The sequence below is a fragment of the Umezawaea tangerina genome (assembly GCF_003002815.1).
Taxonomy (GTDB): Bacteria; Actinomycetota; Actinomycetes; order Mycobacteriales; family Pseudonocardiaceae; genus Umezawaea; species Umezawaea tangerina.
Genome location: NZ_PVTF01000011.1, coordinates 1 through 26,927, shown reverse-complemented (window position 1 = coordinate 26,927; position 26,927 = coordinate 1). Strand labels below are relative to the sequence as shown.

Here is a 26,927-nt window from a genome sequence, read left to right as displayed (position 1 = left end):
CCGCGCAAACCTCGTTGCCGCACAACGATCCGCCTAGCGTTCGAGGCGCAGGGCGGACCGGTGTTCGCGGTGAGCACCAGGTGCGCCGGTGGTTCCCGACCTCCCGACAGGAGCAGTGGCCCTCATGACCGTTCAGTCCATCAGCACCCCCCAGGCCGTCGCCGACGGACAGCTGTTCGTCGACGGGAAGTTCCGCGCCTCCTCCAGCGGGGAGACCCGCGACGTCGTCAACCCCGCCACCGAGGAGGTGATCTGCCAGGTCGCCTGGGGCACCGTCGAGGACCTGGACGACGCCGTGGCCGCGGCCCAGCGCGCGTTCGAGGACGAGAGCTGGGGCGGGCTGACGCCCAAGCAGCGCGCCAGGGTGCTGCTGCGCGTCGCCGAGGCCATCGAGGACAACGCCGAGGAGCTGGCGCTCGTCGAGTCGCTCGACGTGGGCAAGCCGATCGCGTTCACCCGCGGCTTCGACGTGCCCTCCGCGGCCGACCTGTTCCGCTACTGCGCGGGCGTCGTCGAGCAGCTGGAGGGGTCCGCCCGACCGGCGGGCACGCGGTCGCTGGCCTACACCCGGCGCGAGCCGCTCGGGGTGGTCGGCGCGATCACGCCGTTCAACTTCCCGCTCAACCTCCTGGTGAACAAGCTCGCCCCGGCACTGGCCGCGGGCAACACGTTCGTCCACAAGCCCGCGGAGCAGACGCCGCTGTCCTCGTTGCGGCTGGCCGAGATCATGGCGTCGGCCGGTCTGCCCGCGGGTGTCTTCAACGTCGTCACCGGCGACGGCGCCACGGTCGGCGCGGCGCTGGCCGAGCACCCCGGCGTGCGCAAGCTCGCGTTCACCGGGGCCACCGCGACCGGCAAGCGGCTGATCGCGAGCGCGGCCAGCACGCTCAAGCGGGTCACCGTCGAGCTGGGCGGCAAGGGCGCCAACATCGTGTTCGCCGACGCCGACCTCGACGCCGTGACGCAGTGGGCGTTCCAGGCGGCGTTCTTCAACACCGGCCAGTTCTGCATGAGCGGCTCCCGGCTGCTGGTGCAGCGTCCGGTGTACGACGAGATGGTGACCCGCATGGCCGCCGCGGCCGGTGCGGCCGCCGTCGGCGACCCGCTGGACCCGCGCACGGTGCTCGGCCCGCTGGCGCACCGCGCCCAGCTGGAGCGGGTCGTGGAGTACGTCGCCATCGGCGAGGCCGAGGGCGCCGTGCTCCGCGCGGGCGGGTCGAAGGGCAAGCAGGACAGGGGTTTCTACCACGAGCCCACCGTCTTCGCGGACGTGACGCCGGACATGCGGATCGCGCAGGAGGAGATCTTCGGCCCGGTGCTGTCGATCATCCCGTTCGACACCGAGGAGGAGGCCGTGGCCATCGCCAACGGCACCCCCTACGGCCTCGCCGCGGGCCTGCACACCGCTGATCTCGGACGGGCGCACCGGATCGCGGCCCGCCTGGAGGCGGGCATCGTCTGGGTCAACACCTGGTCCATGTTCGAGAACACCATCCCCTTCGGCGGTTACAAGGACTCCGGCTACGGGCGCGAGCTCGGACCGGAGGGCGTCGAGGAGTACCTCCAGATCAAGAGCGTCGTCGTCAACGTCGAGTGACCGACGGCCGCACGACGGTCCACCGCGGGCGGGGACGGGGCTCCGGCTCCCGTCCCCGCCCGCACCGTTCCACCACAACCACAGCGGAAGGCCGATCATGACCCCACTCTCCGACCAGACCGTCATCATCACCGGCGCCACCGACGGCCTCGGCCGGGCGCTGGCGCACCGGCTCGCCGCGCTCGGCACCTCCCTCGTGCTGCACGGGCGCAGCGCGGAGAAGGGCGAGGAGCTGATCGAGGAGCTCGAGGAGCTGACCGGGAACGACCGGCTGGCCTACGAGCTGGCCGACTTCTCCTCGCTGGACGAGATCGACGCGCTCGCGCTGCGGCTGCGCGAGCTCGACCGGATCGACGTCCTCGTCAACAACGCCGGGATGGGCGTGGAACTGGCTCCTCGGGAGAGCGTCGACGGGTTCGAGCTGACGTTCCAGGTCGACTACCTGTCCACCTACGTCCTCAGCTCCCTGCTGGCGCCGCGGCTGGTGGGCTCGGCCCCCGCGCGGATCGTGAACGTGGCCTCGGCCGGGCAGGCGCCGATCGACTTCGACGACGTGATGCTGCGCGGTGGCTGGGACGGCGGCCAGGCGTACTGCCAGGCGAAGCTGGCGCAGATCATGCTGACGTTCGACCTGGCCGAGCAGCTGCGCGGCACCGGGGTGACGGTCAACGCGCTGCACCCCGCGTCGTACATGCCCACCAAGATCGTGACGCACCTGTTCACCCCGGCCAGCACCATCGAGGAGGGCACGGACAACCTGCTGCGGATGGTGGCGGACGAGCGGTTCGCCACCACCAGCGGCGTGTACGTGAACCGCGACATGGAGGCGCGCGCCCACGCCCAGGCCTACGACGAGGACGCCAGGGCTCGGTTGCGCGCGCTGAGCGCGGACCTGACTGGTGTGGCGTTCCCGACCGTCGGGGCGGTCCGCTCGGCGTAGTCGCGCACGCGGAAGCGGGGTGCCGGTGGACCGGCACCCCGCTTCGCCGTGCGCCCGCTACCGGTAGGCGGCGAGCTCCTGGGCGGTCTGGTCGGTGTAGCCCTGGCTGACCTCGATCACCACGCCGTCGGGGTCGGTGACCCACACTGTCTTCCAGCCGGGGATGAAGTCACCGAACTCCAGCGGCCCCAACGAGATCGGGAGCCTGCCCGACGCGTCGGCGAGGAAGGCGTCCACGTCGTCCACCTGGAACGCCAGGTGCCGCGCGGTACCGGGGTGGGCGGGGCCGTCGTCGGTGGTGCGGAACAGCGGTTCCGCGTCGGTGGCGAACAGCTCCAGGTAGACGTCGCCCCCGCGCAGGAAGATCACCCGGACGCCGTCGGCCTCGACCACGCGGGCTCGGCGGAAGCCGAACCAGCGCGTGTAGAACTCCTCGGTGGCTGCCTGGTCGCGGCAGTTGAGCCCGACGTGCGACCAGCGGACCGCGGTGGGCGCGGACATGTCCGTCCCCCTCACTTCTCGGACAGGGCCGCGAACGGCACCGTGTCGTGGACGTTGGTCATGTAGGTGATCAGGCCGTCCTCGACCTGGAAGTAGTTGCACACGTCCGCCTCGACGGTCCGGCCCGCGGGCGTGCGGGCGGTGATGTGCGAGACGACGGCCGCGTGGCCGCCGTCGACCACGACGTGGACGGGCACGTTGGCGAACTCGGCGTACATGTCCGGGAAGCCCTTCATCATGTCCCGCAACGTCTCCCTCCCCTCGACGTGGCCGGCCAGCTGCTCGTCCATCGTCTGGTCCTCGGCGAACAGGTCGCACCAGGTGTCCCAGTCGCCCGCGTTGGCCAGCTCGTAGTAGCGGGTCACGACGTCTGCGGTGTTCACGGTGTTCCTCTCCGAAAGCGTTGGCACTGCTGGTGGTCCCGGCCGGGAGCGGGCGCTCCCGGCCGGGGTGGGGGCTACTGCGGCAGCGGGACGCCGACCTGGGCCATGAGGCCCGCGGTGTCGGCCTGCACCCAGCGCTCGACGACCTTGTTGTCCTCCAGGCGGTAGACCTCCAGGCTGGTCCACTCGACCGCCTTGCCGGTCGGCTCGACGCCGAAGAACGTGCCGACGTGGCGCCCGGTGAAGGTGATGTGCATGTTCACCCGGTCCGGACCGGCGGCGTAGAGGGCGTCGAGGTTCGCGGTGAAGTCGAGCGCCTCGTGAGCGGCCCGGATGATGCCCTTCAGCTCCTCCAGGCTCTCCACGCTCCACGCCGGGTTGCGGTCCACGAAGGACGGTGAGAACAGCTCGTCCATCGCGTCGTAGTCGCGGGCGTTGACGACGTCGCTGACCCGCCGCACGACCCGGACGTTGTCCTCCTCGGGCGAGATCTGCGTGCGCAGGCCGAGCAGGTCGTCCACCGCCCACCGCTCGGCGAACGCGCCGTCGGCGACGCGCCACACCTCGGTGGTCTCCCACGCCACGTCGCGGCCGGTGGGCTCGACGCCGAGCACGGGACCGACGTGCTTGCCGGTGAGCCGGACCCTGGTGACGACGCGGTCGCCGGACTCCAGGACCTCCAGCAGCTCGGCCTGGATCTGGAGGGTCTCGTGGGCGTTGCGCAGGGCGGCGAGGTAGGAGTCGATGCCGCTGATGTCGAAGCCGGGGTGGTGGTCCTCGAAGTCCGGCGCGATGACGGTGGCCACCGCGGTCAGGTCGCCCGCGTTGAAGGCGGTGAGGAACCGGTTGTAGAGGGCGCTGCCGGACGTGCTGGGGTTGGTCATGGTCGTCCTCCTGGCGTTGGGCCGCGATCGCTCGCGATGATCAGGTCCGCCGCCTTCTCGCCGATCATCACGCAGGCGGCGTGGGTGTTCCCGGAAACGATCTTCGGCATGATCGAGGCGTCGGCGACGCGGAGCCCGTCGACGCCGTGCACGCGCAGCCGCTCGTCCACCACCGCGTCCTCGGTGGCGCCCATCCGGCAGGTGCCGACCGGGTGCCACAGGGTGGTGGCGTTGGCCCTGGCGTACTCGCGCAGCGCCGCGTCGTCGCGCACGTGCGCACCGGGAGCCAGCTCCTCGCCGCGCACGTCGTCGAACGCGCGGGTGGCGGCGAGCTCGCGGGCCAGCTTCAGCCCGTCGACGAGCAGGTCGAGATCGGTGTCGTCGTCGAGGTAGTGGGGGTCCACCACCGCGTTGTCCGACGGGTCGGGGCCGCGCAGCAGCACCTCGCCCCGGCTGCGCGGGAGCAGCACGATCGGGGCGAAGGTGTAGCCGGGGCCCTCCCACGCCGAGGCGGGGGCGGTGGGCGGCAGGAACTTGATGGGCCCGAAGGTGAACTGGAGCTCCTCGGACGGGAACAGCCCGGCCTCGGAGATCAAAGCCCCTTCGGGGTGCTCCTGTGCGGACTGGTGGCACAGCGGGACGAACACGTGGTCCTGCAGGTTGCGCCCGACACCGGGGAGGTCGCGCACGACCGGGACGCCGTGCTCGCGCAAGTGCGCCGCGGGCCCGATCCCGGACAGCATCAGCAGTTTCGGGCTCTCGAACGCCCCGGCGCTGAGCACCGCCTCGCGCCGCACGGGCACCGTCCGGGGCTCACCGTCCCGCAGGTACTCCACGGCCACCACGCGTCCGCCGTCCACGACGAGCCGGGTGGCGTGCGCCCCGGTCTCGATCCGCAGGTTCGGCCGGTCGCGCACCGGGTCGAGGTAGGCGGTCGCGGTGCTGCTGCGGGTGTTCTCGGGGGTGCGGGTGGTCTGGTAGTAGAACCCGTTCCCCCGCTGCTCGGCGCCGTTGTAGTCGAAGTCGTCCCCGGTGCCGTACCCCAGTTCCGCCGCCGCGCCGACGAAGGCGCGCGCCACGGCGCTGGGCCGGTCCAGGCCCCGCACCCGCACCGGCCCGCCTCCGCCGCGCAGCGGGGAGTCCGAGCCGGTCCCGGTGTAGGTCTCGGCGCGGGTGAAGTAGGGCAGGACGTCGTCGAACGCCCAGCCGGGGGTGTCCCAACCGTCGTAGTCGGCCGGGTTGCCGCGGACCCACATCAGCGCGTTCACCGAGCTGCTGCCGCCGAGCACCTTGCCGCGGGCGATCGGGACGACGCGGCCGTCGAGGCCCTTCTGCGGCTCGGTGGCGTACCCCCAGTCGATCCCCGTGCTCCACTCCGACGTCAGCAGCGCGAGCGCGTCGCCCGCGCCGGTGCGGTGGATCTCGGGCCGGTCGTCGGGCCCGCCCGCCTCCAGCAGCAGCACGGTGCGGTCGGGGTCCGCGCTGAGCCGGTTGGCGACCACCGCGCCCGACGAGCCGGAGCCGACGACGACGTAGTCGACGGGCTCGTCCGGTGCCATCAGGCGTCCCCGGCGGGGACGGCGGGCAGCGGCACGAAGTCGCCGACGCGGTAGCGCTGGATGCGCAGCTTCCCGTCGGGTCCGCGGCGCAGCGTCCAGTTCTGGTTCACCCGGAAGGCGAACCGGCTGTCGTCCGCGGTCTCCACGCCCGCCCAGACGACGGTGACGTCGACGTCGACGAGGTCGCCGCGGGGTTCGGCGTGCAGCCGCTCGACCACGTGAGTCTGGTCGGCGAACAGCTCGCCGACCGCCCGGTACCAGTCGGTGAAGTCCTCGTGCCCGGTCAGCGTCCGCTCCGGGAACGCCATGTCCAGGCCCTCGTCGGTGACGTGCTCCAGGAGCCGGTCGACCGGCGCGCGGTCGCTCAGCTCCTCGAACCACTGCTCGGCGAATTCGGCCACGGTCTGGTCCTTCATGGACACGCCTCCGTTCGTAGCAATACGGAATGTGAATGGGTGAATTCGTCTTCGAAAGGCGACGGGAAGGCAATCCGCGTTTTCCGGATGCCTTCACAACGTAAGAGCGCCCGGAACCGGCCGTCAACGCGGAAGGCTGGCCCGAGGACGACCGGAACGGCCGCGAACGTCTACACTCGAGACGCCTTGACCAGGCGATTGACCGACCTGGGCCCACAAGGTCCTCGTCCACCCGCCATCATCGGCCCGCCGCTACTTTGGAAAGTCCCACCGGCCCCCGCGGACCGGCGGGAAAAGCTCGACAGGACTCTGTTACCTGCCTGTTGGCCGCGGTCCGCCGCTGACGAAAGAGTGGCTCCAGAGGTGTTGTCCCGCGACGGTGGAACGGATTCCCGCCGCCGGAGCGCACCGGAGGTGAGAGGGAGGTCGAGCGACATGACGTGGTGCTTCACGGGCAGGGCGGAGCAGCTGGATCGGATCGGCGCGGTGATCGCCGCGGGCGGACCGGGTCCGGTGCTCGTGACCGGTGGACCGGGCACGGGCGGGAGCAGCCTCCTGCGGCACGCCGTCGGACTGGTGGACCGCGACCGGGACGTCGTGCTGGAGGCGGACGGCGGCGCCCCCGGCGGGCCCTACGCGCCGCTGGCGGCCCACCTGCCGGACGAACTGGCCAAATCACCCGCTTCGGGCACGGCCACGTTGCGGGTTGCCGAAGCCATCGTCGACCGCGCCGGAGGGCGTCGGCCGGTGCTCGTGCTCGACGACGCGCACCTGGCGCACCACGCCGCCGTGGTCGCGATCCGGGAGGTGCACCGGCGCACCGGGGCCGTGGTCCTGGTGGCCACGCACACGCCGGAGCCGGGTCACCGCGGGCCCGACGCGATCGACTGCCTGCGCTACGAATCCGGCGCGCAGGTCATCGCGCTGGGCCCGCTGACCGGCACCGAGACGACCGCGCTGCTGAGCGGTCTCGTGGGTGGCCGGGTCCACACCGCGACGGCCGCGGCGCTGCACGCGGCCACCGGCGGCAACCCCGCCCTGCTGCACGACCTGGTGGTGCGCAACGACCTCGTGGGCGACCTGGTCGAACGCGACGGGCTGTGGCGACTGGACCACACGGCGGACGCGCCGCTGCTGCTCGGCGCCGCGGGGACGCGGCACCTGCTCGACGCCGTGCACGAGAGCTGGCGGGACCTGGCGCTCGACCGGCTCGCCGAGTTGTGCTCGTTGGCGCTGCGCACCGGCGCGGGTGCCGACATCGCCCACGTGTGGAGCGGTTTGCTGCTGCTGCGCGGCGAGGCGCGGCGGGGCCTGGACTTCCTCGACGGCCTCGACCACGACCGCTCCGGGCACAGCCGCGCGCCGCACCTCGTGCTGGCCCGCGCGGTGCTGCTCGCGCTGGGGCTCGGCCGGATCGCGGACGCCGAGGCGCTGTTGCTGGGCGTCGTCGGATCCGGTGGTGCGCTGGGCGAACGGGCCGCCGCGCACCGGGCGTGGCTGCTGGCCGTGACCGGGGCGGCGGACCGGGCGGAGGCGGCGCTGCGGGACCTCCTGGTGTCGCGCGACCAGGAGGCGTCGGTCTTCGCCAGGGCCGCGACCGGCGCGGTGGCACTGGCCGGGAACCGCCCGGCGGCGGCGGTTCCGCACCTGCGCCGGGCGATCATCGGCGCGGAGCCGCTGCGCGCCGACCTGCCGTGGCTGGCGCCGTTCACGACGGGCTGCCTCATCGACGCGCTGCTGCTGGCCGGCCGGATCAGCGAGGCGACCCAGATCTCCGGCGAGTTCCACGGCGCGCTCGGTGGATGCGGTTGGGACGTGGCGGTGGCACTGTCGACGTTGATCGGAGCGCACGCCCCGGTCCCCGCGGCGACCGGAGGGGGGCGCCGGGGGTGAGGCGGACGCGCCGACGGCGCGGGTATCGGCGGGGAAGGGACTCCAGCGGAGGTACCACGAGCGCACCACCGATCGCATGATGCCCGTCGGCGCAGTCAGTCGCGGGATGACACTGGGGGTAGGACATTGGCCGCGAGCCGGAACAGGGCTGCGCTCGCGCAGTTCCTGCGCAGCAGACGGGAACGCATCACGCCGGAGCACGTCGGTCTGCCCTTCGGGCCGCGCAGGCGCACGCCGGGCCTGCGCCGGGAGGAGATCGCCGTCCTCGCGGGTCTGAGCCCCACCTGGTACACGTACCTGGAGCAGGGCCGGGACATCAGGCCCTCGCCCGAGGTGCTGGAGAGCCTGGCCAGGGTGCTCAAGCTCACCGAGGACGAGCGCCGCTACCTGCACGTGCTGGCCACCGGGCAGTCCCCGCCACCGGTGCCCACCGCGCCGGTGTGCCCGGACGAAGTCCTGATGGGACAGGTGATAGCGGCCATGGGGTCCCCGGAACTCCCGCTGTACGCCGGGAACGTGTACGCCGACGTCACCGCGTGGAACGCCGCGACGGTCGAGTGGTACACCGATTTCGGTGCGCTGCCTGCCGATCGGCGCAACGTCCTGTGGTGGATGCTCACCGCGCCGGAGGCGCGCGAGCGGATCGTCGACTGGGAGGACGACACCCGCGACGTGCTGGCGCGCTTCCGGGTCGCCGCGGCGGCCAGGCCGTGGGACCGGCGCTTCGACGAGCTGACCTCGCTGCTGGAGGCCAGCAGCCCGGAGTTCCGGTCGTGGTGGTCCGAACACGACGTGCGCGAGCAGCACGCCCGGCCGCGGCGGATGCGGCGGCCGAGCGGTGAGGTGGTGTCGATGCAGCTCGTGGTGCTGCGCATGGCCGACTCGGTGAACTCCGTCGTGCTGCACCTGGCCGAGGACTGGACGCCGGGCGGCCGTTGACATCGGCCCCTCGTGCGGAAACCCTGCTGTGGGAATACGTTCGGTGCGGACACCCGCGCACGGCCTGTTCGGGGGCAGCTCCCGTGCACCGGGACCGGGACGCACGCCCGTCCGCGTGCGCCGAACCGCACCCACGACGTCATCGACGACGTCCACCGCCACCGCGACCGGTCGCCCACCGCGCCCCGCGAACGGCCCCGCCGCGGCACGCCGCCAGGGGCCGTTCGCGATGCGCGTCGGGGAGCCGCACGCCCCCAGGAGGACAGCACATGACCGACTCGACCCGCCGGAGTCGACCCGACGACCACGCACGCGACCCGGTGGCGGTGGTGGGGATCGGGTGCGCGCTGCCCGGTGCCAGGGGCCCCGCCGAACTGTGGGACCTGCTGGTGTCCGGTCGGGACTCGATCGGCGACATCCCCGCCGAGCGCTTCGACGTGGACCGGTGGTTCGACCCCTTACCGGGCAAACCAGGCAGGATCGCCACCCGGCGCGGGGGATTCCTCTCCGGGGTCGACCGGTTCGACGCGGCGTTCTTCGGGATGGGCGCCGAGGAGGCGCTGCGCCTGGACCCGCAGCACCGGCTGATGCTGGAGACCGTGTGGGAGGCGCTGGAGGACGCCGGGCTGTCCGCGGAACGGCTCGCGGGCAGCAGGACCGGTGTCTACACGAGCTCGCTGGCCGCGGACTACTGGGACGCCGTGCGCGGCGCGGGTCTGTACGACATGGACGCCGCGACGGGCACCGGGTCGTGGGGGCTGCCCTCCGGCCGGATCTCGCGGCTGCTGGACCTGCGCGGCCCCAGCATGGGCGTGCAGGCGACGTGCGCGAGCGCGCTGCTCGCCGTGCACCTGGCGTGCCGGGACATCTGGTCGGGGCAGACCGACGCCGCGGTGGTGTCCGGGGTGAACCTGCTGCTCGCGCCGGACCTGTACTTCAGCCTGTCGGAGTCGGAGATCCTCTCCCCCGGCGGGCTCAGCCGGTTCGGCGACGCGGACGTGGACGGCTACGTGCGCAGCGAGGGCGCGGTCACCGTCGTGCTCAAGCCGCTGTCGGCGGCGGTGCGCGACCACGACCGCGTGTACGCGGCGGTGCTGGGCAGCGCGGCCACCAACAACGGCGCGGCCAGTGCCAACCAGGCGGCGCCCGGTGTCGCGGGCCAGTGCGGGGCGCTGCGCGCCGCCTACCGCGACGCGGGTGTGGCGCCGGGCGACGTCGACGTGGTGGAGGCGCACGGCGCGGGCACGCCGAAGGGCGACGAGGTGGAGTTGACCGCGCTGGACGCGGTGCTGCGCGAGGGCCGGTCCGCCGACCGGAAGTGCGAACTGGGGTCGGTGAAGTCGAACGTCGGCCACACCGAGGCGGCCGCGGGTCTGGTCGGGCTGGTGAAGGCCGCGCTCGCGGTGCACCACCGGACGATCCCGGCGACGCTGCACGTGGAGCGCCCGCACCCGGTGCTCGACGCGCCCGGCTCCCCGCTGGTGCTGACCCGCGAGTGCCGTCCCTGGCCGGACACCGGACGTCCCGCGGTCGCGGGGGTGAGCTCGTTCGGGCTGTCCGCGACCAACGTGCACGTCGTGCTCGGCGAGGTCCGGACCGCGGACCGCGCCGCCGACCCCGTCGAGGTCGGACCGTGCGTGCTGCCGCTCTCGGCACGGGACCCGAAGGCGCTGCGGGACCTGGTCGGGTCGTGGGCGTGCCTGCTCGACGGCCCGGTGGACCTGCCCGCGCTCGCCCGCGGCGCCGCCGCCCGGCGCACGCACCACGGCCACCGGCTGGCCGTCGTCGGCGACGACCCGCGCGGCGTCGCGCAGGACCTGCGCGCCCACCTCGACGGCGCGACGCCCGACTCGGTGCGCACCGGGGAGCGGAGCGGACCGGCACCGCGCGTGGTGTTCGTGTTCTCCGGCCAGGGTTCCCAGTGGCCCGGCATGTGCCGGTCGCTGCTCGAGCACGACCCGGTTTTCCGGGCGCGCATGGACGAATGCGACGAAGCGGTCCGCGTCGAGACCGGGTGGTCCCCTGTGGACCTGCTCTCGTCCGGTGCGGAACTGTCCGGCGAGGACGTCGTCCAGCCGACGCTGTGGGCGGCGCAGGTGGCGCTCGCGGCGGCGTGGGAGGCCCGCGGGGTGACCCCGGACCTCGTGGTGGGGCACAGCATGGGCGAGATCGCCGCGGCGTGCGTGACCGGCGCGCTGTCGCTGCGGGACGGCGCCGCCGTGGTGTGCCGCCGCAGCGCGCTCGTGCGCGACCTCGCGCTGCCCGGCGCGATGGTGGCGGTGCAGCTCGGCGAGGCGCAGGCACGGGCGGCCGCGGGCGGCGCGGTGTCCGTCGGCGTCGTCAACAGCGCGCACTCCACGGTGCTGGCTGGTGAACCCGGTGCGCTGGAACGGGTTGTCGCGCCGCTGCGGGCGCGCGGGGTGTTCTGCCGCGAGGTCCGGGTGCGCTACGCGTCGCACTCGCCGCGCGTCGACCCGCTGCGCGAACCGCTGCTGGCCGCGTTGCGCGATCTCGAACCGGGGCGCGGCCGGGTGCCGCTGGTGTCGACGGTCGTGCCCGGCGAGGTCGCGGGCGACGGGCTGGACGCCGACTACTGGTGGGCGAACCTGCGCGAACCCGTGCGCTTCGCCGACGCGGTGGAGCACGTGCTGCGAGGCGGAGGACCGGTGCTGTTCGTCGAGGTGAGCACGCACCCGTTGCTGCTGCACGCCGTGGAGGACGCGGTGGAGGGGACGCGCGCGGACGTCGCGGTGGTCGGCACGCTGACCCGCGAGGCCGACGAGCGGACGTCGTTGGCCGCCGGGGTCGCCGCCGCCTACGCCCACGGCGTGACACCGGACTGGCGACCGCGACCCGGTGACGCGGTCCGGGGGCTGCCCGGCTACCCGTGGCAGCGCGAGAGCCACTGGGTCGGGCCCACCGGGGCCGGGGTGCCGTTGCCGCCCTCGGCGCGGGAGGCGGAGGACGACGCGGAGGTGTTGACGGCCGACGACGCCCTCGACGCCGGCGCACCGCGCTCCGGGTTGTCGTTCCTGGCACCGGTGATCACGGCCGCGGCCGGTCTCGTCGCGGGGGCGGACGTGCTGCTGGAGGACGTCGTCACCGACGAGCCGCCGGACGGGGACCGGGCCGTGCGGGCGGTGCTGACCCCGGCGGGCGCGGGCTGGGTGTTCGACGTGCGGGTGCGCACGGACGGCGCCGCGGGTGTGGCGGGGTGGCGCGGCCGGGCGCGCGGTGTGCTGCGCGCCGGCAACGGCGAACCGCCGCTGCCGCCGTTCTCGCCGTCGTTGGTGCGCCGGTGGTGCGCCGAGGAGGTGCTCGACGACCGGGCCGCCGGGTTCACCGGGCTGTGGCGGCGGGACGGCGAGGCGGTCGGCGCGCTGCCCGCGGCGGTCGGCGCGTCACCGCTGGCCTGCTGCGCGCGGGCGCTCGCGGCCGCGCTGCCCGCGGGCTGGGCGGTCGCCGGTCGCGCGACCGCCGCGCGGGTGGCCGAGGTCCGGGTGCGCGGCGACCTCCGCACGGCGGTGTGGGTGCACGCGCGGCTGCTCGACGCGGATCCCCGCGGCGGCGCGGTGGTCGGCGAGGTGGTGCTGGCGGACGCCGCGCACCGCACCGTGGCCGAGTTGCGCGGGCTGCGGCTGGGCGGGACCGCGCACCGGGGCGTCGAACGGGTGGTCGTCGCGCCCCCTCCGGCGGTGGCGCCCGCCGACGTGCGGCGGCGGGTGCGGGCGCTGGTCGCGCGGGCGCTGAACGTGCCCGACGACGCGCTGGACGCCGATGTCCCGCTGCCGCTGCTGGGGGTGGACTCGCTGCGCGCGGTCGGCCTGCGCGGCGGCATCGCCCGCGAGTTCGGCGTGCACCTGCCGGTGCGGCTGCTGCTGGGCGGCAGGACGCTGGCCGACCTGGTCGCCGACCTCGCGGAGGGCGCGGTCCTCACCCCGCCCTCCGCAGCGCCAGCATGGTGATGTCGTCGAACTGCTCGGTCGCGCCCACGTGGTCGGCCAGCGCGCGGTCCACCGCCTCCAGCAGTTCCCGGCCGCTGGGCGGGTGCGGGGCGAGCAGGTCGTGCAGCCGGGAGGTGCCGAAGGGCGCGCCTCCCGGCGACCGGGCGTCGACCACGCCGTCGGTGTAGGCGAACAGGGTGTCGCCGGGGTCCAGCCTGGCGTGGCCGAGGGAGTAGACGCTGTCGGCGGCCATGCCGACCGCGGGACCGGTGGGGCGCAGCGGTACGCGCTCCCCGGTCCCGCGCAGCAGCAGCGGTGGGTTGTGCCCGCCGTTGATGTAGAGCAGGGATCCGGACACCGGGTCCAGCACGCCGAAGAACAGCGTGACGAAGTAGCCCTGCCGCAGGTGGTTGCGGGCCAGGTAGCGGTTGGTGCTGACCACGGACTGCACCAGCGGACCGGCGCCCAGCCCCAGCGCGGGCGGCAGCGAGCCGCCGCCCGGCGCCAGCGGGCCCGGCGCCGCGTCCATCAGGTTCCACGCGCTGGTGTTGTCCGCGGTGTGCCGCAACAGGGTCCTGATGAGCGCCATGAACAGCGCGGCGCTGACGCCCTTGTCGCACACGTCCGCCACGACGAAGCCGAGCCTGCGGCCGTTGACCATCTCGAACACGTCGTAGAAGTCGCCCGCGACGTGCCGGGCGGGCCGGAACCGGAAGTCGAACTCCCAGCCGTCGGGGACCGACAGGTGCTCGGGGAGGAACCCGGCCTGGATCTCGCGGGCGATGCCGAGGTCCCGCTCGTAGGCGTGCAGGCTCGCCATCGTGGCCATCGCCTCCACCGCGCCCACGAGCTGGCCGCGTTCGTGGCTGGAGACCAGCCTGCCGCGCAGCAGCCCCGGCAGGTAGGGCGGTGTCACGTAGTCGAACCCGCCGCGCACGCACGCCTCCAGCGCGCCGGGGTCGTCCTCGGGGAACACCAGCACCGCGGGGTGCTTGTCCGCGCCCGCGAACCGCTGGCCGAGCAGCGCGACCCGTTGCAGGCCCAGCGCCGCGGAGACCAGCACCACGTCGGGCTCGTCCAGCAGCGCCGGCCGGTCGGCCAGCTCCGCGGGCCTGGCCCGCCGCACGTCGAACCCGCTCGCGGTCAGCGCCCGGTGCAGCTCGTCGGCGTGCGCGGCGGTCTCGGCCACGAGCATGGCCCTGGTGACGGCCACGGCTACCCACCCGCCGCGCACCGAAGCACGCACAGCGTGGTCCGGTTGCGGCCGCCGACGTGGACGTAGGCGAAGTGGTCGACGCTGCGCAGCGCCAGGAACAGCCCGTACCCGCCGAGGACGGCGGTCGGCCCCGCGGCGACGCGCGGCGCCGGGTCGTGGCCGGTCGGGTCGAACGGCGGCGCCTCGTCCTCGATGCACACGCGCACCACCTCCGGTTCGACCCGGCCCCGCAGGTCGACCGGACCGCCGCGGTCGCGGTAGCCGTGGACGGCGATGTTCGTGGTGATCTCGTCGGTGGCCAGCCGCAGCCGGTACGCCTGCCGCGGCGGCAGCCCGGCGCACGCCGCCAGCGCGCTGACGAACCCCGCCACCAGCCGCGAGGGCGCGCCGAGGCCGTCGACCACCAACCGGTGCGCGGTCACCCGCCGACCTGGTCCTCGATGGTCGCCACCCGGTCGAAACCGGCCAGCCGCACCGTCTCCGCCACGTCGGGGTGCGCCCCGGCGAGCACGATCTCCACCCCGCGGCCCAGCCGCTGGTGCGCGAACACCAGGCAGCGCAGGCCCGCGGAGGACAGGTAGTCCACGGCGTTCAGGTCGAGCACGAGCCGCCGCGGAGAGCTGACCGCGGCGGCCGCGATGGCCTCGTCCAGCACGGACGCGGAAGCGGCGTCGACGTCACCGGTCAGGGTGATCGTCGCGGTCCGCGCGCGCACGGTGGTCCTCGTGTCCAGTGTCATCTCGCACCTCGTCGGTCGGTGGTCGCCGTCACCGCTCGCGCGGTGAGCAGCAGGGTCGAACGGGGTCCCAGCTCCAGACGGGTCCCGTCGGGCAGGTGTTCCCCCGGCGCGCACACCTCGTGCGGCGAGGGCCGGGAGGTGTCGGCGAACAGCGCCCACCCGAGCCCTTCCGGGGAGTCGGGCAGGGTCACCGCGACGGGCTCCCAGTGGTTGTTCGCCGCCAGGTACACCACGTCGCCGGACTCCTCGTCGTGCAGCTCGCACGCCAGCAGTCCACTGTGGACCGACCAGTCGGGCCGCCCCGGTTCCGCGCCGTGCCAGCGCACGCCGCCGTCCGGGTCGTCGGTGACCGGGAGGTCGCGGCGCAGCGCCGGGTGGGCCGCGCGGAACGCGACCAGCGCGGCGGTGAACCCCACCAGGTCCGCGTTCTCGTCGGCGAGCCGCCAGTCGACCCAGGTCAGCTCGTCGTGGCAGTAGGCGTTGTTGTTGCCGTGCTGGGTGCGGCCCATCTCGTCGCCCGCGGTCAGCATCGGCACGCCCCGGCTGGTCAGCAGCAGCACCAGCGCGTTGCGGACCTGCCGGTCGCGCAGGGCGAGCACGGCCGGGTCGTCGGTGGGCCCCTCGTGCCCGCAGTTCCACGAGTGGTCGTCGTCCGTGCCGTCGCGGCCGTCCTCGCCGTTGGCCTCGTTGTGCTTGTGGTTGTAGGACACCAGGTCCCGCAGCGTGAAGCCGTCGTGCGCGGTGACCAGGTTGACCGACGCGAGCGGCCCGCGGTGGCCGTAGACGTCCGGCGAGCCCAGCAGCCGCGAGGCCAGTTCGCCGGTGGTGCCGGGGTCGCCCTTGAGGAAGCGGCGAACCGCGTCGCGGTACGGGCCGTTCCACTCCGACCACCGGTGGTAGTGCGGGAAGCTGCCGACCTGGTAGAGCCCGGCGGCGTCCCACGCCTCGGCGATGAGCCGCACGTCGCGCAGCACCGGGTCGGCCGCGATCGCCTCCAGCAGCGGCGGGTTGGCCAGCGGCGTGCCGTCCGGCGCCCGGCCGAGGATGGCGGCGAGGTCGAAGCGGAAACCGTCCACGTGGTACTCGGTGACCCAGTGCCGCAGGCAGTCCAGCACGAACGCCCGCGCCACGGGGTCGTTGCAGTTGAACGTGTTCCCGGTGCCGCTGAAGTTCAGGTAGTCCCCGTCCGGGGGTGAGCATGTAGTACGACCGGTTGTCCAGGCCGCGGAAGGAGATCGTCGGTCCGCGCTCGTCGCCTTCGGCGGTGTGGTTGAACACCACGTCGAGCACGACCTCGATCCCGTTGCGGTGCAGGCGCTTCACCAGGTCCTTCAACGCCACCACGGGCCCGGCGGCACCGGCGTAGGACGCCTTGGGGGCGAAGAAGCCGACGGTGCTGTAGCCCCAGCAGTTGAGCAGCGGGCGGCCCGCGTTGTCGCACTCGTCGAACTCGAACACCGGCATCAGCTCGACGCAGTTCACGCCCAGCCCCACCAGGTGCGGGATCTTCTCCGCGAACCCGCCGAACGTGCCGGGCTCGGCCACCCCGGAGCTCCGGTGGCGGGTGTAGCCGCGCACGTGCGCCTCGTAGACCACCAGGTCGCGCATGGCCAGCCGCGGCGGGCGGTCGTCCTCCCAGTCGAACCGGTCGTCGGGCACCCGCGCCCGGTAGGGCAGCGGGTCGCCGTGGTCGCGCGGACGCCCCCACACCTCGCCTCCGCCCAGTTCGCGGGCGTAGGGGTCGGTGACGATCCGCGACGGGTCGAACCGGTGCCCCGCCGCGGGGTCGCACGGCCCGTCGACCCGGTAGCCGTACTCCAGGTCGTCGGCGTCCACGCCGAGCACGGTCGTGGAGTACACGCCGCCGACGCGCTGCTCCGGCGGGAACGGCAGTTCGGCGAACGGCTCGCGCTCGCCGCGGTGCCACAGCACCAGCGCGACGGCGGTGGCGCCGCTGCTGTGGACGGAGAAGGTGACGCCACCGGGCACCCGCGCCGCCCCGAAGGGCAGCGCGGGACCGGGGCCGGTGGACAGGCCGGGCCTGGTGGGAGCGGGGAGGGCGTTCACCGGACCAGCGCCTCCACCGCGTCGTCCACGGAGTCCGCGACGACGAACGCGTCGATGAACCCGGTGGCCGCCATCACCTCGTGGACGTCCGGCCGGACACCGGCCAGCGCCAGCCGCACCCCGCGGCGGCGGGCGTGGTGGTGCACCAGCAGCAGGAACCTCAGGCCCGCGCTGGAGACGTAGGTCATCCCGCCGAGGTCCAGCGCGACACCTCCCCCGCCACCGGCCACCAGCCCGTCCAGCTCGTCGTGGACCTCCGACGCCACGGCGCCGTCCAGCTCACCCCTCAGCGCGACGACCAGGACGGTCCCCCGCGTCGACCTCTCGATGCGCACGTGCACTCCCCGCGTCGGTTCGGTGTCCGGAGCTCAGCCCGGCAGGAGCCTGACCCGCACGGTCAGGTCCTTCTCGGAGTCCGGCAGCGCCACGGTCATGGCGCCGGGGTCGAACGCCCGGTACGGGCTGCCGTCGACCTCGACCTGGTCCAGCCGCACCCGGCCCGGCGGCAGGACGTCCGGCGCCACCCGCAGGACCCGGTCGGCGAAGGCGTCCGGCCGCGGCCGGAACCACAGCTCCAGCGGTTCGCCGCGCACCAGCAGCCGGTCGTACACGGCGGCCAGCAGGCACAGCTCCGCCGCGTGGTAGAGCGACATGGAGTGGCTGCCCTTGAGCCGTTCGGTGCCCAGCAGGTACGGCGTCCCGTCGGCGAGGACGTTGAAGTACACGCCGCCCTCGTCGTGGTCGAGGAAGAAGGCGTTGTAGAACGCCTCCGACTCCCTGGCCTGGCGCAGGAAGAACTCGTCGCCGGTGTTGCCCGCGAGCGCGAGGTAGGCCAGCACGCCCTGCTCCTGCTGCCACCACGCCTTGCGGTCGTGCCACACCAGCCGGTGGTGGGTCTCGCCCTCGGCGAGCGTCCGGTCGACCACGTCGAACCAGCCGCCGCGCTGCCCGTCACCCGCCAGCGCGGGCATCGTGCGCCCGATCCTGTCGGCCAAGGCGCGGTAGGAGGCCTTGGGGCGCAACGCGTTCATCCGCGTCAGGTTCCAGGCGATCTTGAGGTTGTGCCCCACCACCGCCCGGTCCTGCTGCCAGCCCCAGGCGCGGTCCGGGCTCCAGTCGCCGAAGAAGCGCTCCTGGACGAACGGACTGCCCTCCTCGGGGAAGTGCCGCACGATCAGGTCGAAGCACTCCTCCAGCATCGCCGCGTGGCGCCGGTCGCCGGTGGCCAGCAGGATGTTGAACAGGTAAGCCGGGGCGTGGTCGCCGACGGAGTTCCAGTTCTTCCGCGACCTGTTGCGCCCCAACGACTCCGCGTGCGGGCTCAGCGTGACCGGGTCCACGTGGGAGTACCAGCCGCCGCGCACGTCGTCGTGGAAGAAGCGGGAGAACAGGCGCAAGGTGGCGTCGACGTCGTCCAGCACGCGAGGATCGCCGGTGACCCGGTAGGTCTGGGTGGGACCGGTGAGCGCGTAGATCTGCTCGTAGGCCGGGATCGCCAGGTGGTCGTCGCCGAACTCCGAGGCGAACAGCTTCGACTCGGACCCGTCGCGCACGTCCAGCCCGTGGTACCAGTACACGAGGTCGTGGTCGCGGTCGGCGAAGCGGGCGTGCTCGCGCAGGTAGTCGGTGCCGCGCTCGGCGACGTCGAGCAGGTCCTCGTCGCCGGTGAGCAGGTAGGCCGACGCCATCCCGTAGACGAGCCGGGAGATGGTGTCGGTCTCCTGGACGTGGTTCCCGCCCTTGTCCCCGCCCAGCCTCAGCACCGTGCGGTAGTCGGCGAAGTCGACCGGGCCGGTGCCGAACTGGGCGCGGCGGTAGAACCGGGCCAGCTCGCGCAGCTGCCGGGTCCACCAGCCGCCCTCCTCGAACGCGTACCTCCCCTCCACGTCGGTGGGGAACACCAGCCGGTGCGCCTCGAACGTGTAGGTCCCGCCCGTCGGGGTGACGACACCGCGGGCCAGGACGTGCCGCCCCGGCACCAGCAGCTGGGGCAGCCTGCCCGAGGCATCCCGGTAGGGGTCGCCCAGGTTGCGCAGGAACTCCGCCGACACGTCGGGCGAACAGGTCATCCGCACCGCGCGGTCGTCGCTGGTGCGCAGGTCGGTCACGCCCCGCACCGGGTCGTGGGCGGTGACGTAGCCCGCCACCAGGTCGGAGTGGCGGAAGTCGGGCCAGCGGTCAGCGCCCACCGCGCACCCCCCTGAGCCTGCCGGTGGTGCCCCGCCAGCGCGAGGCGCCCCCACCGGACGCGCGAGCCGCCATCAGGTCGACCAGCGTGCGGGCGAACACGTGGCAGTGGTCGCCGCTGCGCGCGGTCACCAGGTCGTCGCTCACGACGACGTCCTGGTCGGTGTAGACCGCGCCCATGTGCCGCACGTCGCTGATCAGGTTGTTGTGGCAGGTCACCGCGCGCCCCGCCACGGCCTCGGCGATCGGGGACACCAGCCACATGCCGTGGCAGATGACGCCCTTGAGGACCGACGGCTCCGCGAACGCGCGGCCCAGCAGCTCCGCGGCCGGGGAGATCCGGTCGACCCGCTCGGCGTAGCGCAGCCGGTCGGACACCATGCCCGAGGGCACGATCAGCGCGTCCCACGAGCGCAGCCGCTCGTCGTCCACGGCCTCCAGGTCGCCGTCCACGGTGATCGGCACCTGGTGTTCGTGCCCGGTGAACGTGAGGCTGGGCGATCCCCACAGCCTGGTCAGCAGTTCCACGGTGGCGCCCTCCTCGGCGAAGCGGCGCAGGTAGTAGTCGATCTCGAACTCGACGTAGTCGGTCTCCATGAGGATCGCGACCTTCCTGCCGTGCAGCCGCCCGTCGGGCAGCGTGATCATCTCGTTGGCCACGGCGAGCCCCTACGCCGTCACGAGGTCGACGAGGAACGGGCCGTCGTGGGCGAGCATCCGGCGCACGGCCGCGGGCACCTCTTCGGGCTTCTCCACCCGGACCGACTCGACGCCGAGGCCGCGCGCGAGCTCCGCGAAACCGATGTCGGGGCGGCCGAGGTCGAAGCCGTCGGGGTGCGGGTGCGGGTCGACGCCGCGCTCCCGCCAGTACTGCTCGATGTTCAGGTCGAGCAGCTCGTAGCGGTGGTTGTTGCAGATGACGAACTTCGCGCCGACGTCGTAGCGGGCGGCCGTCCACAGCGCCTGGATCGTGTACATGCTGCCGCCGTCGCCGGTGAAGCCGACGACCTCCGCCTCCGGTCGGGCGAGCTTCACGCCGATGGCACCGGGGATGCCGACCCCCAGCGACCCGCCGCGGGTGAGGAAGTAGTCGCCCGGCTGCCGGGGAGGCAGGTGCTTGACCAGTCCGGGCGACGCGGTGAGCGCCTCGTCGAACACGACCAGCCCGTCACCGGCCCGCGCGGCCAGCTCCGCGGCGAACACCTCGATCAACGGGCTGTCCGCCCCGACCTCGGGCCGCGTCCACGTGGTGGGCGCGGTGGTGGAGACGGCACCCGCCTCGACGAGCCGGTCGGCCAGCGCGGCCAGCGTCGGCCTCGGGTCGGCCACCAGCGCCACGTCGACCGGGAAGTTCTTGGCGATCTCCCAGTCGTCCAGGTCGACGTGCACGACACGCGCGCCGTCGCGGAACGGGGACGCCAGTGACGGGAACACCTCGGGGAAGGTGTAGGTGCCCACCACCAGCACCGCGTCCGCGTCCGCGACGGCGCGGGCGCTGACCTCGCCGAACATGTGGCCCAGCTGCCCGCGGTAGAGCGGGTGCGCCGAGTCCATGTTGAGCTCGGAGTTGTCGAGCCCCCACACGGGCGCGCCGAGCAGCTCGGCGACCCTGGCGAGCTCGGCCTGCGCGCCGGACACGGCGACCCCGTCGCCCATCAGGACGATCGGGTTCGCCGCGCCGCGCAGGGCGGCCACCGCGCGGTCCAGCTCCTCCCCCACGGGCAGGACCGCGCGGGTCGGGATCGTGCTGGCGACGGCCGGTTCGGCCGTCAGCTCGTCCAGCACGTCCATCGGCAGCGCCACGAACACCGGTCCGCGCGGCGCCGTCATGGCGGTCTTGACGGCGCGGCGCAGCACGCGCAGCAGCGACGCGGGGTGCGTCACCCTGGTCGCGTACTTGGTGACCGGCTTCGCCATCTCCACCAGGTCCACGGCCATCTGGGAGTCCATCGCGTCGTAGCGCACACCGGCGTCGCCTGCGATCACCACGAGCGGCGAGTGCCCCCGCTTGGCCTGGTAGAGCATGCCGATCGCGTTGCCCAACCCGACCCCGGTGTGGAGTTGGACGAGCGCCGGACCGGCGGTGGCCCTGGCGTAGCCGTCGGCGATGCCCACGGCCACGGTCTCCTGCAGCGCCAGCACGTAGTCGAAGCCGGGCAGCTGCTCGAGCACGTCCAGGAACCCCTGCTCGACGGTGCCGGGGTTGCCGAACATCGTCGTCATGCCGTCGGCCGCGAACTGCTCGAAGATCGCGATCTTGCCTGGTCGCTCGCCCATCGTTCCTCCTCCACTCGGTTCGTCGGGGTGTGCGGTTACCAGCCGAAGCGGCGCAGACCGCTTTCCAGGGTCTCGACGAGCTTGCGCCCGCCGAGGAAGGAGTCCGGAGTGGACCGGGCGGTGACGAACGGGTAGTCGACGATCACCGAGGTCTCCTTGCCGACGTTGCCGTGGAAGCGGCCGTCGGGGCCGGTGGCGTCGCGCAGGATGTACTCCAGCGGGTACGGCGGCGGCCCCATGTTGAAGTCCACGCCGATGAAGCCGGTGCCGTCCTTGTAGTCGTACTCCTTGCAGTGGCCCGTGACGTGCTTGCCCCAGATGATGCTCGCGCGGTCGTCCCAGTCGCGGGCGAACGCCAGGGTGGCGACGCCGTAGCACAGGCCGAGGACCGGCTTGTCGGCGCGGACGAACGCGAGCACCAGCTCGTGCAGCCGCCCGTTGTTGGCGAGGTCGACGATCGGGCCGCTGCCGCCGACGATCACGAGGGCGTCGTACTGCTCGACGTCGCCCTCCAGCTCGGCCAGCTCGCGGTAGTAGGCCTCCATGAGGCGCAGCGGGTTGGGCTCGCTGTCGTAGGGCCGCTCGGGGATCCACTCGGCCAGGCTGACCGGGTTGTCCAGGCGCGCGGACTTGTCCAGCTCGCGGGCCGCGACGGCGACCTCCGGCGTGGTGACCGACCGGCCCAGCGGCGGGTCGACGTAGCCGGGGTCCAGGCTCGGCGGCAGCGCCTGGGGGCGCTTGCCGTTGGGCGTGGCGAAGACCGTCTCGTAGCCCTGCTCGTCGAAGGCGACCAACGGGCCGAGCAGCTCCTCGCCCCAGTAGCCGTACTCCGAGAGGACGGTCAGAATCTTGCGGGACATCGCTTCTCCTCCTCTGCTCGCGGTCCGGTCGCTCCGTCCGAAGAGGACTTGTTCCCGGCCGCGACTCCGATTCAACCCGGGCAACCGTTGTGCCACAACGAAACGCAGCACCGGCGCCGGTACTGCGTCACCTGCGGCGCACTCCGGCCGGTCGCAGCCACAGCGCCGACGACGGCGCGAGGTCGAGCTCGACGGACGCGGGCATGCCGTGCCACGGCACGGGCCGTGCGACCGCGATGTCGCGGCGGTCGAGGTCCTCGGTGTCCAGCACGACCGACCACGGGCCGGGTTCGGGCACGCCGACGCGGTAGCCCCGGTGGCCGGTGGCGGAGAAGTTCTCCGCGCACAGCAGCACCTGACCCGCCCCGTCCAGCCGCAGGAACGCCAGCACCCCGCCGTCGGCGTCGCCGCTGACCCAGCGGAACCCGTCGGGCGAGTGGTCCAGCGCGTGCAGCGCCGGGAGCGCGCGGTGCAGCTCGTTGAGCCGCGCCACCAGGCGCGCCACGTCCCGGTGCGGTGGCTCGTCCAGCAGGTGCCACGGCGGGTGGCCGTCGGCGTCCCACTCCCCCGGCTGGCCGAACTCACCGCCCATGAACAGCAGCTGCTTGCCGGGGTGCGCCCAGGCGTGGGCCAGCAGCAGCCGCAGCCCCGCGGCCTTCGCGGGCCCGTCGCCGGGGGTGCGGGCCCACAGGGAACCCTTGCCGTGCACCACCTCGTCGTGCGACAGCGGCAGCACGTACCGCTCGCTCCACGCGTAGGAGAACGAGAACGCGAGCCGGTCGTGCACCGCGGGCCGGTCCTCCGGGTCGTGCGAGACGTGGTCGAGCACGTCGTGCATCCAGCCCATGTTCCACTTCAGGTCGAACCCGAGCCCGTCGGCGGAGGTCACGCCCGGCCACGCCGTGGACTCCTCGGCCACGACCAGCACGCCGGGGTGCTCGCGGTGCACGGCCGCGGTCAGCTCCCGCAGCAGGGCGACCGCCTCCAGGTTCTCCCGCCCGCCGTGCTCGTTGGGCAGCCACTGGCCCTCGCCTCGGGAGTAGTCCAGGTAGAGCATCGACGACACCGCGTCCACCCGCAGCCCGTCGACGTGGAACTCCTCGATCCAGTGCAGCGCGGCGGACACCAGGAAGTCGCGCACCTGCGGCCGCCCGAAGTCGAACACCAGCGTGCCCCAGTCCGGGTGCTCGCCGCGGCGCGGATCGGGGTGCTCGTAGAGCGCGGTCCCGTCGAAGCGGGCCAGCGCCCAGTCGTCGCGCGGGAAGTGCGCGGGCACGAAGTCCAGCAGCACCCCGATCCCCCGCCGGTGCAGGTGGTCGACCAGGTAGCGGAAGCCGTCCGGGTCGCCGAACCTCGCGGTCGGCGCGAAGTGCGAGGTCACCTGGTAGCCCCACGAGCCGCTGAACGGGTGCTCGGCGACCGGCATCAGCTCCACGTGGGTGAAGCCCAGCGCCGTGACGTGGTCCGCCAGCGCGTGCGCCAGCGTCCGGTAGTCCGGCCAGCCACCTGAGGTGTCCGATGTGGACGTCCAAGAACCGAGGTGGACCTCGTAGGCGCTCAACGGCTCGGCGGCCCAGTCCGCGGCGGCGCGGCGGGCGAGCCACCCGCCGTCGCGCCAGGTGTGGCCGGTGGTGTGCACGACGGAGGCGTTGGCGGGCGGGCACTCGGCCGCCGACGCAGCCGGGTCCGCTTTCTCCCGCCACCGCCCGTCCGCGCCGAGCACGTCGAACCGGTAGCGGGCGCCGTCGGCCACACCGGGCACGAACAGCTCCCACACGCCGCAGTCGGCCAGCAGCCGCATCGGGTTCGCGCGGCCGTCCCAGCCGTCGAAGTCGCCGCGCACCCGGACGCCCCGCGCGTTCGGCGCCCACACCGCGAACGCCACCCCGGCCACGTCCTCGTCGCCGACACGGGTGCGCCGGTGGGCACCCAACACCCGCCAGAGGTGCCGGTGGGAACCCTCGGCGATCGACCTCCGGTCCGACCGCTCCAGCACCGGCGGCAGGCGGTAGCCGTCGTCGACGACCTCGACGCGGTCGCCGGTGCGCACGATCAGCCGGTAGCGGCCGGGTGGGCCGGGTAACCGGGCCGAGAACAGGCCGCCGGGGTGCGCGGCCGCCAGCGGGACCGCGGTGCCGTCGGGCAGCAGCACGTCGACGGCGTCCGCGCCGGGCCGCAGCACCCGCACCACGACCGCGTCGCCGTCCCGGTGCGGACCCAGGACGGCGTGCGGGTCGGGGTGCTCGCCGTCCAGCAGCGCCCGAGCCGCCGCGGGGGCGCCGTGGTCACCGCGCGTCGTGGAACCCATGGCCGCCACCTCCCCGCGCGGCACCGGCACCGGCGACTGCCCGCAACGGGATCCGCGCCCAGCCTGGCCGGTGGCGCGTCTCGTAGACCACCTCGTACACCGCCTTGTCCAGTTCCCAGGCGCGCAACAGCTCCGCGCGGCCCGAGAGGTCGGTGCCGGTCGCGGCGCCGTACCCGGCCAGGAACGCCGCCTTGGCGCGTTCCGCCCAGCGCCGGGCGGCCACCACCTCGCCGTAGGAGCCGCAGGACAGCTCGACCTGGGCGGCCGCGTAGTCGAACGACCGCAGCATCCCGGCGACGTCGCGCAACGGGGAGTCCGCCACGACCCGGCGGGCGATCGGCGCCGACGGCTCGCCCTCGAAGTCGATCACCTTCCAGCCGTCGGCCGTGCGCAGCACCTGGCCGAGGTGCAGGTCCCCGTGCACGCGCTGCACGTGCTCGCCGGGCGGGACCCCGGTCAGCCCGGCGAACGCGCCGCGCACCTCGTCCGCGTACGGCTCCAGCACCGGCGCGGCCACGACCGCGCCGTCGAGCCGGGTCAGCATCGTGTCGCGTGCGTCCGCCAGCAGCGGACCGGTGAGCGCCGAGGTGCCGAACGCGCGGCCCAGCGCGTGGTGCACCTCGGCCACCGCGATCCCCAACGCGCGCAGGTCGTCCTCGGGCAGCAGGTCCTGGCCCGCCGGGGCGCGGGCGGCAGCGGTCGCCAACTCCCAGCCGTCCACCGCGCCCGGCACGAACCGCTGCGCCAGCGCCAGGGTCACCGGCTCCCCGTCGAGGGTCGTGGCCACCGATCCCAGCAGCGCGGCGACGTGCGGCAGCCCGTACGGGCGCAGCGCCCGGTGCACCTCCAGGTCCGGGTTGGTGCCGGTGGCCAGCCTGCGGAACAGCTTCACGATCACCCGGTCGCCGAACACCACGGAGGTGTTGGACTGCTCGCCGCGCAGCCGTCGCGCGGGCACCCCGGCGCGGACGGCCGCCCGCAGCTCGTCCGGGTCGTCCGCGGTCGACTCCACCCCGGAGCGGTCGCCGCCGCGGGCGATCACGCCGAGCAGCAGCGCCATCGCCTCCGGGTCGGAGGTCGCGTCGTAGAGCACCAGCCCGTCCCGGCGCGCGATCGGACCACCGTCCACACCGGACGGCATCGTGGCGCGCACGGCCAGCGGCACCTGGTAGAGGTGGGACTCGCCGGTGGAGAGGTGGGCGCGGACCACGAGCAGCACCGCGCGGACGCCACCGCGGCCGAGGTCGTCCGCCAGCTCGACCACGCGCTCGACGTCGACACCGGTGGTGGTGGTCCCCCGACCTCCGTACCAGCGCTGGCGCGGCAACCACGCGGCCAGCGCGTCGGTCAGACCCGGCCCGGTCACGACCCACCGCCCGGCGCGACGACACCGAGCCACAGGAACCCGTGTCCGGCGAGGGTCACCGGGTGCTCCGGCCGGTCGACCCGGCCGAAGGGCACCCCTCCGGTCAGCTCGACCAGCTCCGCCCCGAGGTGGCCCGACAGGTCGAGCTCCACCGGCTGCGGGAAGCGGGACAGGTTGAACACGCACATCACGGCGTCCTCCTCGGGGTGGCCGTCGGAGGCGTCGCGACGCCTCAGGAACGCGAGCACGCTGGGGTTGGAGGCGTCCACCTCCGTGTAGGTGCCGTGCCCGAAGGCGGGGTGCCGGGACCGGACGTGCAGCATCCGGCGGGTCCAGTTCAGCAGCGACGACTCGTTGTGCTGCTGCGCCTCGACGTTGACCGCCTGGTAGCCGTACACGGCGTCGGAGATGGCGGGCAGGTAGACGCGCCCCGGATCCCCGGTCGAGAAGCCGGCGTTGCGGTCGGGGGTCCACTGCATCGGCGTGCGCACCGCGTCGCGGTCGCCCAGCCAGATGTTGTCGCCCATGCCGATCTCGTCGCCGTAATACAGGACGGGCGAACCCGGCAGCGACAGCAGCATCGCCGTGAACAGCTCCTGCTGGTTGCGGTCGTTCTCCAGCAACGGGGCCAACCGGCGGCGGATGCCGATGTTGGCCTTCATCCGCGGGTCCTTGGCGTACTCGGTGTACATGTAGTCGCGCTCTTCGTCCGTGACCATCTCGAGCGTGAGCTCGTCGTGGTTGCGCAGGAAGATCCCCCACTGCGTACCGGTCGGGATCTCCGGCGTCTGCGCCAGGATCTCCGAGATCGGGAACCGCGACTCCCGCCGCACCGCCATGAAGATCCGCGG

General features: G+C 73.6%; 22 protein-coding genes and 1 pseudogene. 5 read left to right on the top strand and 18 right to left on the bottom strand.

What is annotated here, in order from left to right; translation table 11 throughout:
* Window positions 1-124: 124 nt before the first annotated feature.
* Together CLV43_RS32430 and CLV43_RS32425 are read left to right on the top strand one after the other, a co-directional pair.
* Complete coding sequence (locus CLV43_RS32430) at window positions 125-1,597, top strand: aldehyde dehydrogenase family protein (protein ID WP_106192014.1); 1,473 nt, start codon at window positions 125-127, stop codon at window positions 1,595-1,597.
* Between the two features lie 97 nt (window positions 1,598-1,694).
* Window positions 1,695-2,537, top strand: coding sequence for an SDR family NAD(P)-dependent oxidoreductase (locus tag CLV43_RS32425; RefSeq protein WP_106192012.1), 843 nt, complete (start codon window positions 1,695-1,697; stop codon window positions 2,535-2,537).
* Window positions 2,538-2,594: 57 nt separating this feature from the next.
* On the opposite strand, the gene CLV43_RS32420 is transcribed toward CLV43_RS32425, so the two are convergent.
* From CLV43_RS32420 to CLV43_RS32400, 5 genes are all read right to left on the bottom strand, one after another.
* On the bottom strand, window positions 2,595-3,038 hold the full coding sequence (locus CLV43_RS32420; protein ID WP_106192011.1) for a VOC family protein: 444 nt from the start codon (window positions 3,036-3,038) through the stop codon (window positions 2,595-2,597).
* An 11-nt stretch (window positions 3,039-3,049) separates the two neighbouring features.
* Window positions 3,050-3,421 (bottom strand): nuclear transport factor 2 family protein, encoded by a 372-nt coding sequence (locus tag CLV43_RS32415; protein WP_106192009.1) that lies wholly within the window; start codon window positions 3,419-3,421, stop codon window positions 3,050-3,052.
* Window positions 3,422-3,495: 74 nt separating this feature from the next.
* Window positions 3,496-4,305, bottom strand: a complete 810-nt coding sequence (locus CLV43_RS32410) for an ester cyclase (protein WP_106192007.1) — start codon at window positions 4,303-4,305, stop codon at window positions 3,496-3,498.
* The gene (locus CLV43_RS32405) at window positions 4,302-5,864 is read right to left on the bottom strand and encodes a GMC family oxidoreductase (protein ID WP_106192006.1); all 1,563 of its coding nucleotides are present in this window, start codon (window positions 5,862-5,864) and stop codon (window positions 4,302-4,304) included. The genes CLV43_RS32410 and CLV43_RS32405 overlap by 4 nt, the downstream gene beginning before the upstream one ends.
* Window positions 5,864-6,280: a nuclear transport factor 2 family protein gene (locus CLV43_RS32400; RefSeq protein WP_106192004.1), complete on the bottom strand. Its 417-nt coding sequence runs from the start codon at window positions 6,278-6,280 to the stop codon at window positions 5,864-5,866. Before CLV43_RS32400 ends, CLV43_RS32405 begins: the two co-directional genes overlap by 1 nt.
* A gap of 435 nt (window positions 6,281-6,715) precedes the next feature.
* Between CLV43_RS32400 and CLV43_RS32395 the strand changes: the two genes are divergently transcribed.
* The 3 genes from CLV43_RS32395 to CLV43_RS32385 all read left to right on the top strand — a co-directional run bounded on the left by CLV43_RS32395 (window position 6,716) and on the right by CLV43_RS32385 (window position 13,077).
* Window positions 6,716-8,173 carry a hypothetical protein gene (locus CLV43_RS32395; RefSeq protein WP_106192002.1) on the top strand — a complete coding sequence of 486 codons (1,458 nt, stop codon included), beginning with the start codon at window positions 6,716-6,718 and terminating at the stop codon, window positions 8,171-8,173.
* 126 nt (window positions 8,174-8,299) lie between these two features.
* Window positions 8,300-9,112, top strand: coding sequence for a helix-turn-helix transcriptional regulator (locus tag CLV43_RS32390; protein ID WP_106192001.1), 813 nt, complete (start codon window positions 8,300-8,302; stop codon window positions 9,110-9,112).
* Window positions 9,113-9,381: 269 nt separating this feature from the next.
* Entirely contained in the window at window positions 9,382-13,077 is a 3,696-nt protein-coding gene (locus CLV43_RS32385) for a type I polyketide synthase (protein ID WP_106191999.1), read from the top strand.
* Here CLV43_RS32385 and CLV43_RS32380 read toward each other — a convergent pair.
* The 13 genes and pseudogenes from CLV43_RS32380 to CLV43_RS32325 all read right to left on the bottom strand — a co-directional run.
* Window positions 13,046-14,269 (bottom strand): PP2C family protein-serine/threonine phosphatase, encoded by a 1,224-nt coding sequence (locus CLV43_RS32380; RefSeq protein WP_146174981.1) that lies wholly within the window; start codon window positions 14,267-14,269, stop codon window positions 13,046-13,048. The genes CLV43_RS32385 and CLV43_RS32380 overlap by 32 nt on opposite strands.
* A gap of 2 nt (window positions 14,270-14,271) precedes the next feature.
* Complete coding sequence (locus CLV43_RS32375; RefSeq protein ID WP_211304661.1) at window positions 14,272-14,694, bottom strand: ATP-binding protein; 423 nt, start codon at window positions 14,692-14,694, stop codon at window positions 14,272-14,274.
* The gene (locus CLV43_RS49600; protein ID WP_106191995.1) at window positions 14,691-15,011 is read right to left on the bottom strand and encodes an STAS domain-containing protein; all 321 of its coding nucleotides are present in this window, start codon (window positions 15,009-15,011) and stop codon (window positions 14,691-14,693) included. The genes CLV43_RS32375 and CLV43_RS49600 overlap by 4 nt, the downstream gene beginning before the upstream one ends.
* Window positions 15,008-16,141, bottom strand: a complete 1,134-nt coding sequence (locus CLV43_RS48695) for a hypothetical protein (RefSeq protein ID WP_245887146.1) — start codon at window positions 16,139-16,141, stop codon at window positions 15,008-15,010. Before CLV43_RS48695 ends, CLV43_RS49600 begins: the two co-directional genes overlap by 4 nt.
* A 118-nt stretch (window positions 16,142-16,259) precedes the next feature.
* Window positions 16,260-17,078: pseudogene (locus tag CLV43_RS50580) on the bottom strand (alpha-amylase family glycosyl hydrolase); the annotation flags it as partial.
* Window positions 17,075-17,413, bottom strand: a complete 339-nt coding sequence (locus CLV43_RS32360; RefSeq protein WP_106192460.1) for an STAS domain-containing protein — start codon at window positions 17,411-17,413, stop codon at window positions 17,075-17,077. The pseudogene CLV43_RS50580 and the gene CLV43_RS32360, both read right to left, overlap by 4 nt.
* A 33-nt stretch (window positions 17,414-17,446) precedes the next feature.
* Entirely contained in the window at window positions 17,447-19,267 is a 1,821-nt protein-coding gene (locus tag CLV43_RS32355; RefSeq protein WP_211304660.1) for an AGE family epimerase/isomerase, read from the bottom strand.
* Entirely contained in the window at window positions 19,257-19,925 is a 669-nt protein-coding gene (locus CLV43_RS32350) for a DJ-1/PfpI family protein (RefSeq protein ID WP_245887144.1), read from the bottom strand. The genes CLV43_RS32355 and CLV43_RS32350 overlap by 11 nt, the downstream gene beginning before the upstream one ends.
* Before the next feature lie 9 nt (window positions 19,926-19,934).
* On the bottom strand, window positions 19,935-21,542 hold the full coding sequence (locus tag CLV43_RS32345) for a thiamine pyrophosphate-binding protein (RefSeq protein WP_106191994.1): 1,608 nt from the start codon (window positions 21,540-21,542) through the stop codon (window positions 19,935-19,937).
* 35 nt (window positions 21,543-21,577) lie between these two features.
* The gene (locus tag CLV43_RS32340; protein WP_106191992.1) at window positions 21,578-22,402 is read right to left on the bottom strand and encodes a type 1 glutamine amidotransferase domain-containing protein; all 825 of its coding nucleotides are present in this window, start codon (window positions 22,400-22,402) and stop codon (window positions 21,578-21,580) included.
* A gap of 127 nt (window positions 22,403-22,529) precedes the next feature.
* A complete protein-coding gene (gene glgB, locus CLV43_RS32335) occupies window positions 22,530-24,710 on the bottom strand; it encodes a 1,4-alpha-glucan branching protein GlgB (protein ID WP_106192454.1) in 2,181 nt (726 codons plus the stop codon).
* The gene (locus CLV43_RS32330; protein ID WP_106191990.1) at window positions 24,688-26,076 is read right to left on the bottom strand and encodes a maltokinase N-terminal cap-like domain-containing protein; all 1,389 of its coding nucleotides are present in this window, start codon (window positions 26,074-26,076) and stop codon (window positions 24,688-24,690) included. Before CLV43_RS32330 ends, glgB begins: the two co-directional genes overlap by 23 nt.
* Window positions 26,073-26,927, bottom strand: an 855-nt coding sequence (locus tag CLV43_RS32325; protein WP_146174980.1) for an alpha-amylase family glycosyl hydrolase, incomplete at its 5' end; no start/stop codon positions are given. The genes CLV43_RS32330 and CLV43_RS32325, both read right to left, overlap by 4 nt.